Here is a 15,331-nt window from a genome sequence, read left to right as displayed (position 1 = left end):
ATAAGTGTAGATATAGGGGAACAATTGGTATTTGAGTTCAATGGTGGCCTTGGCAATCCGTTCAGCCTCTTTGCCAAAAAGCCAGGGTTCCACCGCATTGTCCCCTTCATGATGTGCTCTGCTCAAAGGATTAAACACTCCAAACTGCAACCAGCGAATATACAGTTCAGCCATCTGTTCATAATCCGTAATGTCCCCACAATATCCTGAAATATCCGTAGCCCAGAATGGTATCAGGCCCATTCCTGCAGAAAGGCTCAACGGAACCTGATTGGCCAGGTTTTTCCAGCCACTCAACACATCCATTCCATTCCCCGAATCCCCAGACCAACCAAAGGTATAGCGCTGAAGGCCTGCATAAGCTGATCGGGTCATCTGAAAAATCCGCTTGTTCGGATTATGTTTTTCGAACTGTTCCTTTACAACCTTATCCCAGGTCAAACCATATACATTGTGTATTTCAGCATGCATACCCAGGTGATGCTTCATATGTAAACGATCAGTATCTTCTTCATTGCTCCATGCAGGCTCTCCCATATCTGTCCAAAAGCCACTGACCCCATCATCCAAGGGTTTTTGTTGATACCTGCCCCACCAATCGGCTACTTCGGGCTTGGTAAAGTCCACCACAGCGGCGTTTCCACCCCAGGGCCAGGGCATATCATAGGCTTTACCGGTCCTTTCGTCTGTTACCAGATAGCCTAACTTATTGGCCTCCTGCCATTGTTTTTCATTGGCTTGGGAGATCACCGGATCCTGTGAGACGATCATTTTGAAACCATTGGTTTTTAAACTGTCAAGCATGGCCACCGGATTTTCATAATTCCCCTTTCTCCATTCAAAATCCTGAAGGTGCTCTGTCCACCCGATGTCCTGATAAATGATATCGATAGGTATCTCCCTTTCTCGAAACTCATTGGCAATTTCCAAAGCCTGCTTCTCTTTAGTGTAAAGTCCACGGGATTGTGAAAAACCAAATGCCCATTTTGGTGGCATGATAGGGTTACCTGTCAATTTGGTATAGGTTGACAGGATATCTTTGTAATCCTTCCCATGGATGAAATAATACAGCATCTCTCCTCCTGGGGTTTCAAAGGAAAAATAGTTGTCCGATTCAGAGCCAAACTTAAAAGTCGTCTTGTAGGTATTATCAAAGAAAACGCCATAACGCAATGAACTGATAAAAAAGGGAATGCTCTTGTACAGTGGGTCTTGATCGGGACTATAGCAAGGCACATCACTGTTCCACATGGTATATTCCCTTCCCCGTCTGTTGATTGGACCTGCTTTTTCGCCTAGGCCATAGAACTTTTCATGTTCCCTTAATTTTTTGAAAGCAGCCTTTCTGTCTCCGTCAACTACCAGCCCCTTATCTTTATAATCCCCAAGAATCAATTTTTGGTATTTATCAAAAATCTGTATGCTGAAAGGTGATTTGTTCACCCTTACCCGCAGGGTTTCCGTGTAAATTTCAAAAACCTGCTGCTGTTCAGACACTTTTATATCCAGGTCACTTAAATCCTCATTCACTACCGCAAAGGAAGGATTATTACGTTCAAAAACACCTTTTGGAGCATACCAAACTTTTACCACCTCGCTGCTGAGAAATCTTAAACTTACCCGCTGGCCATTGTCACAATCAAAAATGACTTCATTACCATTTAATGAATAGCTTTGGCAATTGCCAGGCGACCTCCATACTGATTGTGCTCTGACCGAATGTATCGTTCCATACGCCCATAGAAGGCATACAAGTATTTTTAAATATTTCATGGTTTGCTTTATTCCGTAATTAAAAGAAAAGTTCAATCAAGTTTGGTGATACGGAGATAATCCAATAAAGCTTGGTTGACTGTTCCGTTCATATTTTCATTGGCTGGGTCAAAATCGAGCCGCACAGTATGGGAGCCTGCTTTGAGTTCAGCCTTCACCACATTGGAAAAGCCCCAGTCGGACCAATTTCCCTTACCCCTTTGTGGAAAGACCACTGTACCCAAAAGGGAATCACCTAGGTAAATTGTCCGCATGGCCGCTTTATTTTCCGTGTTGATGGGGCCATTACCGTTGGTGTACCTAAAATCCAGTGCATAAACACCCTTCTCTGGAATTACCACATGAATAGGTAATTGACGGTTTAGAACACGGCTGATTTCTGTGTATCCTTTACCTGAAAAATCTTTGGCAGGTATCCCCATTTGATCTGGATTTCCTTCCAGCTCTATCTTAAATTGCTCTCCCGTCCGAAAAACAGCAACAGGCTCACTGGCAAAGGATTCCCAATCGTTGACATCAATTGCTATTACCTGATACTCCATATAATGCTTCGGAATTATCTCCCAAGAAGTAGTTTTTGTACTTCCCAACACTTGGCCATTGCCGAGCACTTTGTAGCCCTTTGCACCTTCTACCGCTTGCCATTGCAGCCTACTCCCTTCCAAAATAACATTGGGAACTTCCGGTCCAAACTGATTATTCACCAAATTGATTTTTTGAGGGGTAGCCTTATTATCACTCAGCACTATTTTGACCTCATGCTTCCCAGTAAGACTTCCTGAAATGGAGGGACGATCCATTTTCTTCCCGTCTAGTTGAAATGAAGCTATTTGATTCCCAAATCCTTCCAAAGAAATATCCAACTCAGCATTGCGGTACTTAAAATGCCGTAACATCTTTTCGCCAGCATAAGCCTTTGGCACATACGGTTTGAACACCAATTGATCTTTTTTAAATTCCATACCGAAAAACAGCTTGTATACCATCCCTAGATTTCCTGCTACACTCCATAGCTGACGGTCGGAATTGATCTGTGTATCGGCATAGTCACCCGTCTCAGCAACAAAATTTTCCTTATTGGTCAGAAACAAGGCTGCTGGCCTGTAAAGGGCATCCAAGCTGTGTTTGACAGCCTGCTCATTCCCTACTTTTGCCGCAGCCAGCGTCCAGTAAGCCTGCACAAATGGCCAGATTCCGTTGTTATGGTAAGGAGGAATATTGGGAATATTGGGAAAAATAGAAGGAAGCCCAAAATCAATTACCGGAGCATTGGCCACTACAGTTTTTGCCCTGGCCTTATCGGCGATGCCAAATAACACCGTCAATGCCTCTCCCAGACCTTCCGACCTTGGGGAAAGCGTCAGGTAATTCCTGCCATAGAGGTATTGGCCATAATGGCCTTTTTCATCTATCCAGAGCTTTTCATTAATGGCATCTTTTATCTCTTCAGCTAAATTTTGGTGCTTTTTGGCCAGCTTGTCCTCACCAATTTCCTGAGCCATTTGGGCTAAAACCCTGTTGGCTTCACAATGTACCGCATTAGTACCCAGGTTCAAAGAGGAATAAATATCAACGGGCTGCATCCAGGCTGGATAAGTTTGCTCCCTCCAATCCAGGAAGGAGGACTCCCCTCTAACCAGCCCTGTGCTATCGTCATAAGCAGTGATGAGGTCTTGTTCCACCGATTTCTTAATAATTGGATAGACCTTTTCCAGCCAGGTTTTATCACCGGTGATCAAATAGATTTCCCAGGCAGCTATTCCCCAAACTATCCGATCGGTAGACACCGGATAGGCACCACCAGTTCCAGTATCCTGTACAATTACACCGTCTTTTACTTTGCGCAATAAACTCCTTTTTGAAACTTCCGGCTGTAAGATGGCCATGGAAAGTAGTATGCTGTAACTGATATCACGTGTCCATACACCTGCCCATTCTTTTCCTGTGCGGAAAGTCCCATCGGACTCCGTATCAAGGAGCATCTCCTCCAAGGACATATTATAAAGAGCATCTATAAGGACCGTTTCGCTCGAATATTCGGGATATTCGGAGATATCATTGCTAAGACTCCAAGAACTGGCCGTTCTGGACTTATCTTCGGAGGGGTTAAGGACAAGGTCTATTGCATAAATCCCATCCCCATCATCATCTTTGAGCTTTAAATCCGGATGGTTGATCAGGTTATCAAAGTCCCAGGTCATTGGGGCGGAACCACCAGCGACATACACTCCCTTAAAATCCTCTTGATATATTTTTTTACCTTCAAAAGTCTCATAATAGCCTTTTTCCTCGAAATTTTTTAGGACATTACTCATGTCCAGGCGAATGGTCAAAGACTGGTCTTTGTTAAGGATCTTTCCCTTTGGAACGGGTCTCTCATCGACAAAATGCTCCCCAAAAGTAATGACCGGGGTCTCTATAGCTTCCCCATCAGCCAATACATGAAACAGATGATCATTGCCGGAAACCATTTCATTATCATCCCCATTTATGGCAAATTTGAAGGTAATGGTGGGAGTTACATGGGTTTTCCCTGCACTTTGATAGTTCGACACCATTTGTGTAGGGCTAAGTGCCTTGGCTTCAAAATCACCTTGTACCACCCTGTCGGAGAGCACCTGATAGGTGCCCGGTTCATTTATAGGGTATTGCGCTTTGGAATCACATGATGGCATCAAAATCCATGATAAGCATGAAATCATATAAACCGCAACTGTTTTAACATTTAAATTCATCGTCTTCGTTTTTTGCGGGCATACCTCTCCCATGCTTCCAAAGTAGAGATATGGAAGAGGATACTCCGCCTGGTTAAACTCTCAATTAATTTGCTGTAATCACCATTGAGGATGTACTCAAATCGATTTTGATGGTATAATTTCCCGCATCACCATCCTTTACCCGCCATTTATTGTCCGGCCCATCACAACCATGGGTAATAATAAAACCGGCATTGTTGATGGACTGGTCTGCCTGGGAAGCATTGATCCAATCACCATTGCACCAGTCCCCTTTAAACTTTGAAATTTTGAACTCACCAGCCGACAAAGGTCCTGAATAGGAATATACGCTGCCGCTTTTATCCATAGGTTCCGGGGAGTTGATATTCCATCCGTTAGGTCCTGCATCGCCCACGATGTAAAGGTCGACGGGGCTAATATCAATGGTCATATTCCGCTGATCCAGGGTAATGCGGTAAAAGCCATCCTGGCCTACTTCCACCTTCCACTTATTGTCCTGATCACAGCCTGAAAGCTGTACAACCTCTTGGGAAGAAATAGCCTGTCCATTTTCAACTGGCCGGTACCATTCTCCGCACCAATCCCCTGTACTCCCGGCGAGGATTTTAAATTCACCTGCGGTCAGTAAGCCCTCATAAGTGAACACAAAAGCATCTGCTTCACTTTGGATAAATGCCTCCGGTGAGTCTATATTCCATCCACTTGGACTGGCATCCCCTACTATATACAGGTCTTCAAATGCCGGGCCTTCCTGTGGCTCAATTTGGACGGTCAACTCAGAGAGGTTCACTTTGACCAAATACATTCCAGGCTCGCTGATTACAAACTGCCCATCGGGCTGGCTATCCTCATCCCGGTAGATCAACCCTGTTTCATCTTCTCCCTTGTTGTAAGAGGGAAGAAAAGCCCCCAATGTAGTAATGAACTTAAAGTTTCCCGGTTTTAGCCCCACTTGTACGCTGAACTGTGTCGGATCATTGGGGCTTTGAATAAGTGGAGTGGCCTGATCAGCATTCCAGCCATTTGGAGTGGCATCTCCGATCAGAAAAAGAGTAGACGTAAGCGGATCAAAGGGAGTCACCGATATGGAAACCGGATCAGAATAGACCGGGTCAATGCTCCCGCCTTTTACCATGGTTACCAAGCGCACATCAATATCCTTACTTTCACCTCCTTGCATCCCAAATTCATTGCGCAAAAGGTTATTGAGTTCCAGAACCTTCAAGGATCGCTGGTAAACGGCACTTCCAATGTTAAGGGATACGCTGTTACTGAAATCACTTCCTGCCTGATCCATTTCCAGCTCATAAGTAATTCTGGCATTGGTTCCCTGATTAGAGCCGGCCGTCCATGTGAATGTCACCGCCTCCTTTGCGCTGTTTTTCGGCAAGAGCGCTATTGTATTGGCTGAAGTACTGAGCTGTGCATTTCTATTCACCAAAGGGGTGGAGATATCTTCCTGTTGACAGGAAAAGCTTGCAATGAATATCAACACCAAGCAAGCCAGCAGCCCCACTTGCAGGATGATATGTTGTCTTCTATTTTTCATTTTCTTTAAGGTTAAATGGGTTGGAGATAATTATTCCAGAACAATCATGTCCCAAAATTCAATGGATGGTAAGGTGATGGAAACCTGGCTGCCCTGTTGCTTAAATTCAAGATAAACAGGACTTCCACCAAAGTAATCCGGAGATGCCATCCATACTTTTTCGATGGGAGTATTACTCTCTATCACTATCCTGACATCTTCTTTTTTCTGAGGATAAGATTGGGTTCCATGGTTATCCCGCCAATTGAGATGGGAAGCATTGCTAAAGTTGATAAGATGGACAACCTGTCTCGCACCTACTTTTTTCCCGACCATTGCTACATTTCCCGCTTGCGGAGGCCATGCTTTAAAAGATAGCTGGCCGTATCCAGAAACGGATGGAGCATAGAAGTCTCCCCCATCCCTTAGTAAATTCTGATAGGCGACCATAAAATCATAATAGTGGACCAAGGCTGCCTTCAGGTCCGCCCGCATTTGAAGGTTATTATTCGGAAAATACTCCTTTCCCAACATATGTTCACCCAACTCCAAATGTGCCCCTCCAAAGGCAAAAATCACGGCATCTGTCAACAGTACTGACGGGGTATTGAAATATCCCTGATGGTTGGCCAGGTCATAATTCATGTAGGCGGCAAGGACACTGTTTTTGTGCCCATTTCCATAACGGTCGTTCTCCTGGATGATCTTTGCCAGATCTTTGAATTGTTCATTTGGTCCCCATACCTCGGTATAGAGAAAGCCCGTTGGGGCATCTGCTATCCCCTCCTGGCCATATTGATTGACAGCATTCATCACAAGCTCTTTTTGGGGATGTTCTGACTTCATCGCAGTGATAAAACCGTTATATACTTGCTCTAACCCTATTGGATTCCCATCGTAGGTATAAAGCGCTTTGTTTCGGTTCCCCAACTGATCCATATGAAATCCATCAAAGGGCAAAGCAGTATACACTTCTTGGTTTTTTCCTGACAAAAAAGCCTGCCATTGGCCATTTGAAGGATCTACCAAAAAGATATCACTCGCAAAGGGCGGTTTTGGAAGCGGATGCTTGTCCTTTTCCTGATGTTGGCCATCGGTATAAAGGAACCACTCAGGCGACACCCCTTCTTGCTCTGCTGTATTCAACGCACCGAAAATCAGATTATAAAACATGGCTTTCATGCCTCTGTCATGGGCATCGGCTATGTATTGTTTTACCGTTTCAAAATAAATTTCCCGGTTGATAATATCCTTCCATACAGGATCAGGATTTTCGGCAGTTCCTGCCAAAGGATCGTGATGCTGATAATGCCAATCATAAAACTGCAAACCATTGATATGGTGGCGGTTTAAGTGGTCAAGCACCTTGGCAATATCAGCCTTTGACATCTCAGGGAACTTGGACAGGAAGCCATACCTAGGAAATTTGGTCCAATCTGAGGAAATATCCACCCCAATGCTGGCCAAAACTTTTTCTTCCCCCGCTGCTTCCTCCACTATTTCCACCAAATAGCCCTTAAAATCCACACTGGGAGCGGTCCATTCCCAGCTTTTATTTTGAAGGGCATGCTGTGCTACGATCTCTCCAAGATGCCGGTAACGAACCTGCCCGATTTGAGGTAAATCACCGCTCAACTCCAATTTGACCTGCTCCCCGGGAGCATAGATGCTTAGGTCTGTGGAAATTGAAAGCTCCACTGTTTGTGAAGGATTTCCGGAAGTATTTCCTGGCTTATCCTCCACCTGACAGCTATAAAACCCTCCCAAAAGGGCCAAAGTCAAGAAACAAAGTATTCGTCTCCAATACATCATAACAAATTAATAACCCGTGTTTTGGACCAGATTTGGATTCACATCGATTTCCTTTTGGGGAATTGGGAAAAGCAAATGCTTTTCAGAGGCATTGGATTTACCAATGGAATGGAGGAAATCCAGTCCATACTGGCCATTATTGACCCTGATCAGATCAAACCACCTTTGCCCTTCAAAGGCCAGCTCCATTCTTCTCTCATGCAGCACTCTTTCCCTGAAATCATCCTTGGAAAGCCCGGTTACTGGATCTAAACCTGCCCTTTCTCTTACCTGGTTCAAGGGAGTTTCAGCTTCAGCGGTTCTTCCCATTTCGTTCAAGGCTTCTGCCTTCATCAATAATATATCCGCATAGCGCAGCACCGGAAAATTCAATGGATTGGTATCGTAATCAGGAGAAATGGACTTGGAAACCAAAAACTTCCTCAGATTGTATCCCGTAATGGAAAAATCAGCATCGTATTCCTTTCCCTCAAAAGCTGGTGCCCCTTCATAAAGAACAGTGACATCCTTTCGCAGGTCTCCTGGCTCATAAGCATCTATAAACTCTTGTGTAGGTTGGTTCCATCCATACCCTCCTGCTACCATATCGGCGTTTCTGGGGCCTGTAAAAGTACTTAGCCAAGATGCCTGGTTTTCATTGCCCCAGAAACCATTGCTGGTCTTTCCATAGTATTGAACTTCAAAAAGTGATTCCTGATCGTTTTCCAAATTAGGATTAAAATTATCCGCATAGCTTTCATTCAAAGCATAGCCCAGGCTTTCCACTTGCTCAATCAGGGACAATGCCTGCCCATACTCTCCCAAGGTCAAATAAACCTTGGCCAGCATCCCGGCAGCCGCACCCTTGGAGGCCCTTCCCAAATCAGCCCCTGAATAACTCGACTTAGGAGGCAATAAGTCTATTGCCATACCGAAGTCTGATATGATTTGGTTATAAACTTCCTCTTTGGGCGTCCTCATCGGCCTTAAATCATCTTCTGGATTTTGTGGTTCCAGAATCAAGGGAACAGCTCCGAAGTACCTCACCAAAATAAAATAATAGTGCGCCCTCAGGAAATAGGCTTCCCCTAAAACCCTGTCCTTGATTTCCGCATCGATCTTCATTTCAGGGACCTTTTGCAGAACAGTATTCGCTCTAAGAATGCCTGGGGCCGGGCCTCTCCAAAGATCCAACACGCCTGGATTATCGGTGGCAGTAACAAAGTTGGACATGTCCTGGGTTTCCCTGCCATCATCGCCCCCACCGGCACCGACAATGCTGTTGCCGGCCATGATATCAGAGGTCCACATCCTCATATTGTACAATTTGGGCCACTGAAGTGGCTGATAAGCCCCGTTGATGGCATTGATGGCATCTTCTTCCGTTCTGAAAAAGTTAGAGGTATTGATGGTGTCCAAAGGCTGTTTTTCCAAGATATCGGAACAGGCCTCTAGTGTCAGGGCCGCCAAGGCCAGGGTATATATTTTAAGGATTTTCATAATTGATTCAGGGTTTAAGGTTAAAAGCTCAGGTTAAGTCCCAATGTATAGGTTCTGGTAACAGGGTACACATTCAGATCAATGCCATTTACAGGAACTTCCGGATCCATTCCTGAGTACTTGGTGAAGGTATACAGGTTCTGGGCCGAAGCATAAAGCCGCAGCTTTGAAAGGCTGAGTCTTTCCAAAACAACAGGTAAAAAATTGTATCCCAAGGTCAGGTTTTTCACCCTCAGGTATGATCCATTTTCTATGTACCGGTCAGAAGCTCGTGTGTTTTTATTGGGATCATTAAAGACTGCCCGCGGCATTTCATTACTGGTCCCTTCACCGGTCCATCTTTCCAGCGTAGCAGTTGTTTGGTTTTGCGCTACCGCCATTCCTTCTGCCCAGATACGGTTGGCGTTAAATATTTCATTTCCTGCTACCCCTTGTAAGAAAAGGTCCAAATCGAAGTTCCCTAATGTGAAGTTATTGTTCATCGCAAAGATGAAATCTGGATTAGGATTGCCAATAAAAGTCCTGTCCTCATCGGTGATCACCCCGTCATTATCCAGGTCCTTAAATTTGATATCGCCTGGAGAAGTCCTGTTAAAGGGATCTGAACCATTGACCTGAATGGCGTAATTCCCCACCTCTTCCTCTGTCTGAAAGAGGCCATTGGTTACAAAACCATAAAACTCATTGACTGCTCTGCCCGCCTGGATTCTGGCCAGGTTATAATTGAAACCTATTCCGCCTGTGGACATGGGTACGGTATCGTTGAGACTGATCACCTGATTGTGGTTATAGGAGATATTAAAGTCTGTTGTCCAGATGAATTTTTCAAGCTGGATATTGGTAGTCCCAATAGTCAGTTCAAGCCCCTTATTTTGAATTTTTCCGGCGTTGATTTGCGGTACCACGATGTCGGAATACCCCGTGGAAACAGGAACGGCCATCGGCACCAACATATCATTGGTATTTTTGATATATCCATCCAGCGTTACGGATAAACGGTCCTTTAACAAGCTGGCATCAATCCCTAGATTGATCTGCTCTACCGACTCCCATCTTACATTGGGATTGGGCATGATGGCCGGAACCACGGTTGACACCAATGTTCCGTTGAAGTTGTATTGGCCCGTGCTAAGTGCTGAAGCAAATGAATAATTACCGATTTCCTGGTTACCGGTTTGTCCATAACCAAGCCTGATCTTGAGTTCTCCGATATTGGAAGAATTGAAGAAATCCTCTTCAGAAATCCTCCAGGCAAACGATCCTGATGGAAACACCCCCCATTTATTGCCCTCACCAAAGCGTGAAGAGCCATCTCTTCTGACCGTCGCTGTGACCAAATATTTACCCAGATAATCATAATTTACTCGGGCCATATGGGACAATAAGCCCCATTCGGAAGCATTGCCGCCCAGTGTTGGTGGATTGGTGCCGTTATCCAATTGTTGGGTAACATCACTGGCGAATCCTTTGACAGAGCCATTCATTCCATCGTACCTGTTCGCCTGCATACTGGATCCCAATAAGGCAGTGAAATTATGGTCTCCAAATGCTTTACTATACGTTAGGGTATTGTCCCAAAGCCAAGTGATGGATTTGTTGAAATTTCTGGACAAGAAGGAGTCGGGTTCAGGGATAGGTTGCCAATCATACGCCGGGGCCCAGGTCCTGGAATCCCATAAGTTCGCCTGGATCCCCGCAGTGGATCTAAAACTCAGGTTTTCGGTTATTTCGAGGTCTGCATAGATAGATCCCCGAAAATTGTAGCCCAAGGTACCGTTTTCAACCAATTTTGCTTTGCCTATAGGGTTGGCAATATCTCCATACCAAGATGGCCTACCAATAGGGCCGGCATAGGAACCATCTTGATTATAAATCATCTGGCTTGGAAGGGCAGCCATGGCATTCCGTATGCTATAGTCCCCGCTTTTATTAGTATCGTGGTTCAGGGTTAAACTATTCCCAAACTTCAACCGGTCAAATACCAATACATCGGCATTGAGCTGGGCTGTATAACGTCTATAACCTGTTTCTATAACCACACCTTGCTGATCCAGGACACTGAGAGAGGTATAGACATTTGACTTCTCGTTTCCTGCTGAATAGGACATTGAATAGTGCTGCATAGGAGCTGTGCGGAAAAGCGCCCCCATCCAATCTGTACCTTCTCCCAATGATGATGGATCCGCAAAATCCGGCCGGGTTTCCAATCCATTATGTTGCATCATTTCATTATGAAGCTGGGCAAATTGGCTGGCATTGAGCATCTCCAATGGATTGGCCACTTGCTGAATCCCTGAAGAAATGTCAACGTTTAATTGCCCCTTACCTGGCTTACCTTTTTTTGTGGTGATAATTACCACCCCATTGGCTCCTCTTGAACCATAAATGGCCGCAGCAGAGGCATCTTTTAATACCTGAATGGACTCAACATCATTCATATTGATCTGGTTTAGTCCTGATGTAGTGGGTACCCCGTCGATCACCAAAAGCGGGTTGCTGTTATTGATCGTCCCGGTTCCCCTGATTCTAAAAGTAGCATCAGCTCCTGGTTGGCCAGATACCACTACCTGAACTCCTGCAGTACGGCCTTGGATGGCATTACTTACGGTCGGCACAGGCAGGGATTTAATATCTTCAGTATCTACTGTTCCAATGGCACCGGTAATGTCCTTTTTACTTTGTGTGCCATATCCCACCACTACCACCTCTTCCAGTGACTGGATGTCTTGTTCGAGCACCACATCAATCAGAGCCCGATTATTGATGGACATTTCCTTAGAAAGGTATCCCACAAAAGAAAATACCAATGTTCCATTGCTATGATGGGAGGGTACATTGATGCTGTACCGTCCGTCGATATCGGTAACGGTGCCTATTCTGGTGCTTCCAATTAACCTAACGGTGACACCTGGAATGGATTCACCTCTGATATCGGTTACTTTACCTTCGATTATAATAGTTTCCTGACCAAATGATTGGTTGACCAGTAAAAAAAAACAAAGAATAAAGGCCATTCCTGCTTGAAAAATCCTTCCACCGGTTTTTAGAGGGAAAATTGTATTTCCCTTGAATGGAATTGATAGAGTTATTTCCATAATTTTTGGGTTTTGTTAATAGATTTTGAATCTCATGTTATAAATAACACCTTTCACCAAATTTCTTTATAAGGGGAGGCAAGATCAACTAAGTGAAACGGTGAGGTAAAAAATAAAACACCCCAACAAAACATAACTAACTGAAAATAAGCTAAATAGCAAGTACTCAATCGGTAAAAAAAGTAAACCAAATTCCTCCTTTTTCAGATTATATTTGCCCCTATTTTATACATAGGATTGGCTACTTAATGAAACAGTTTTACTGGCACTGCCAAAAAACCGCATTTGTTCCTCATAGGATAATTAGTTAAGGTCAAAAGGTTCTTAAGTATAGAATTAAGGATAAGGCATAATTAATAGTAAAAGTACCTCCCCTAATAATATTACAAGCTTAAAACCCAAATAATCAAAATGCTTTTATCTCCATGATTTTTTTCTCAAACTCATCATTTGAGACGAATGATCGACTCTTGACTTTTGTTTTATAATTATAAATTGTACGAACAGAATAGCCTAGTATACTTGCGATTTGTTCGTGGTCCATAATACCCAACCTTATCAAAGCAAAAATCCTCAACTCAATAGGTAGGGATCCATCCCTCTTGATCCTGAGCTGATATTCTTCATTAAAATAACTATTAAATTCTTTTAAGAAATTTGGAAAAAGTTTTAAAAACACCTCATCAAACTTAATATAAAGTGCCTCCCGCTCCTTCTTTAAATCAACAGACTTCATCACAAACTTCAAATCTTCGTATTTCTTGGATATTAGCTTTCTATCCAAGTCCTTTTTAAAGCGGTCCAATTTATTCAGATACTCTGAATCTTTCGAAAAAGAATGGCCTATATATTCTTCTTTAATGGCATTCGCTTCCGTTAAATTTTCATTTACAAGCTGTAATCTGGCATTCGCTAAAGTAAGCTTATCCTTTGCTAGATTCAGCAAACGGTACTGACGGAATATAATGATCGCAAATCCTATTACAAGGAGTGAAAGTAAGGTCACTACAATAGAAAAAGTCAGTAATCTTTTTCTCTGATACTCTACGCTGGCCAGTTTTGCAGCCTCTATTTCAGGCAAAATTGCCGAAACCTGAAGTATTCTATGTCGTGCCCCATAGAAGAAAGCATCATCTGCTGATTGGTTAATAAAATCATAAGCCAGTCCCACCTTTCCATGATGGTAAAGTGTTTTTGCCAAATCCATCAAGGCTACAGTTTCCTTAGTAACTGATTGGACATCTGCTATGGCCGCTTGAATGAAATAAGACAAGGATTCGTCTTCATTCCCCAAGGCCAAACTGATTTTTCCCAGAGAGTAGCTTGCCATAGCTACTTGGTGGCGGTCTATATCAAAGTGATTGAGAATCGTATTGAAATACCTTTCTGCATCGGAATGCTGTCCTCTTGCTTCAGCTTCCAATCCTTTGAGTTTGAAATAAGTCAAACTGCTCGTATCTGCCAGTGAAATAGCTGAATCTAAATACTTGTCCCCTATTTTGCCATTAACTTCAGTATAATACTTTTCATTATTATAGGCCGACAACACATAATAAGTCAAGGCCATTTCTCCATAGTATGCGATTTTTAGGCTATCTGAGAAAACTTCAGCTTTTACCGTTTCCAAGGAATCAAAGGCCTCTTTAAACATCCCTGCTGACCTTAGAATAACCCCCAAAGAAAGTTTAGAAGCCATAATTTTTTCATTGTCGTCCAAATTATAGGCCGTTTCCTGCATTTTCAAAACATAGGTAAAAGCCGAATCAAACTGGTAAGAACGGTACTCATCGTAGAGCTTCCTGTAAAGGGGAAAAGTTAAGCTAAGATCATCTAAATTCCTTTCTTTTAATTCGTTTTTCAGTGCTTTGATCCGCGCTTCTTTTAGCTGTATATAGTTTTCCCTCTCCTCTATGGTTGTACTTAATGCCTGTAATAAACTATCCTGTTCTAGAGCTAATCCCTGAGGGACCATCCAAACCAAACAAAAACTAAAAAAGAAAAGGGCTTTATTAATCATGTTGCAAAATCCGAAAAACCCACAATTAAGACAAATTGATTATTATAATTTAAAGCAGCTGGATCATTTGATAAATTGTTGTATTCTTCCTTACATTATTTGATGCCCTATCCATCCTAAGTAACAGCTTTTTAAGCAAGTAATAATGAATTGGATGCGTTAGGAGTATAATAAGCACTTAGATAGATCTAGATTAAAGGAATTATTATTGTAAAATGGATCTCTGTACTGTCCGTTATAATTGCCAAACTGATAAATATTGGAAAACCTGAAAATAAATGAAAAAATCCGAAAAAACATTAGCAGAAGTTCTTAGAATTCCCGTACTTTAATCGAGTAATTTTTCATTTGTACCTATACTGTACCTAAAACAGCGTAACAAACTGATAATCAGAATTATATAATTCCTGTATCGGTAAATAAATCATAGAAAAAGCCAGGACGGATTTGCAATCCGGCCTTCAATTTTGGCAAAACAAATAGGTTTATAATTTATGGTCTCCTTTTTTTAAACCTAACTCTTTTAACAACCAGTTAAAGGCTGCTTTGTAATATTATTCCTGCACTTCTCCCCTATCATTTCCTAGAGTATGCTACTGTATTCGGGATACTTACTGTGATGAAAATGAGTCAAAAAATAGAAAAGGAGATGGGGACATACCATCCCTATCTCCTCTTTTAATTAACCTCATGTTAACCATTAAATAATTTAAACTATTTAACATCAATCCGTCTGGCAGGTTTAACCTTTGCCCTTTCGGATTTCGGGATGGAGATATATAGAATACCGTTATCATACTTGGCTTCAATTTTATCTCCAATTACCATGTCCTGAGGAAGTGAAAAAGACCGGCGGAAAGAATGGTAATTGAATTCCTTCCTCACGTAA

At 42.9% G+C, this 15,331-nt stretch carries 8 protein-coding genes; all 8 read right to left on the bottom strand.

Features of this window, described 5'->3' with window-relative positions:
• Nucleotides 1–1,773 (bottom strand): glycoside hydrolase family 31 protein (locus ACYVAA_RS19680; protein WP_460545064.1); only part of this gene is annotated, 1,773 nt, incomplete at its 3' end.
• 32 nt (nucleotides 1,774–1,805) lie between these two features.
• On the bottom strand, nucleotides 1,806–4,508 hold the full coding sequence (locus ACYVAA_RS19675) for an alpha-L-rhamnosidase-related protein (RefSeq protein ID WP_460545062.1): 2,703 nt from the start codon (nucleotides 4,506–4,508) through the stop codon (nucleotides 1,806–1,808).
• A gap of 85 nt (nucleotides 4,509–4,593) precedes the next feature.
• Nucleotides 4,594–6,060 carry a SusF/SusE family outer membrane protein gene (locus ACYVAA_RS19670; protein ID WP_460545059.1) on the bottom strand — a complete coding sequence of 489 codons (1,467 nt, stop codon included), beginning with the start codon at nucleotides 6,058–6,060 and terminating at the stop codon, nucleotides 4,594–4,596.
• Between the two features lie 30 nt (nucleotides 6,061–6,090).
• Nucleotides 6,091–7,851 (bottom strand): glycoside hydrolase family 66 protein, encoded by a 1,761-nt coding sequence (locus ACYVAA_RS19665; protein ID WP_460545057.1) that lies wholly within the window; start codon nucleotides 7,849–7,851, stop codon nucleotides 6,091–6,093.
• 6 nt (nucleotides 7,852–7,857) lie between these two features.
• Nucleotides 7,858–9,330 (bottom strand): RagB/SusD family nutrient uptake outer membrane protein, encoded by a 1,473-nt coding sequence (locus ACYVAA_RS19660; RefSeq protein ID WP_460545054.1) that lies wholly within the window; start codon nucleotides 9,328–9,330, stop codon nucleotides 7,858–7,860.
• A gap of 20 nt (nucleotides 9,331–9,350) precedes the next feature.
• Nucleotides 9,351–12,425 carry a SusC/RagA family TonB-linked outer membrane protein gene (locus ACYVAA_RS19655; protein WP_460545052.1) on the bottom strand — a complete coding sequence of 1,025 codons (3,075 nt, stop codon included), beginning with the start codon at nucleotides 12,423–12,425 and terminating at the stop codon, nucleotides 9,351–9,353.
• Nucleotides 12,426–12,831: 406 nt separating this feature from the next.
• Entirely contained in the window at nucleotides 12,832–14,442 is a 1,611-nt protein-coding gene (locus ACYVAA_RS19650) for a DUF6377 domain-containing protein (RefSeq protein ID WP_460545050.1), read from the bottom strand.
• A gap of 714 nt (nucleotides 14,443–15,156) precedes the next feature.
• Nucleotides 15,157–15,327: an Hsp20/alpha crystallin family protein gene (locus ACYVAA_RS19645; protein WP_460545066.1), complete on the bottom strand. Its 171-nt coding sequence runs from the start codon at nucleotides 15,325–15,327 to the stop codon at nucleotides 15,157–15,159.
• Nucleotides 15,328–15,331: the final 4 nt, after the last annotated feature.

It is taken from the genome of Echinicola sediminis (genome assembly GCF_054777495.1).
Note: the sequence above shows the minus strand (reverse complement) of the source record. Positions and strands in the feature narration are given on the sequence as shown.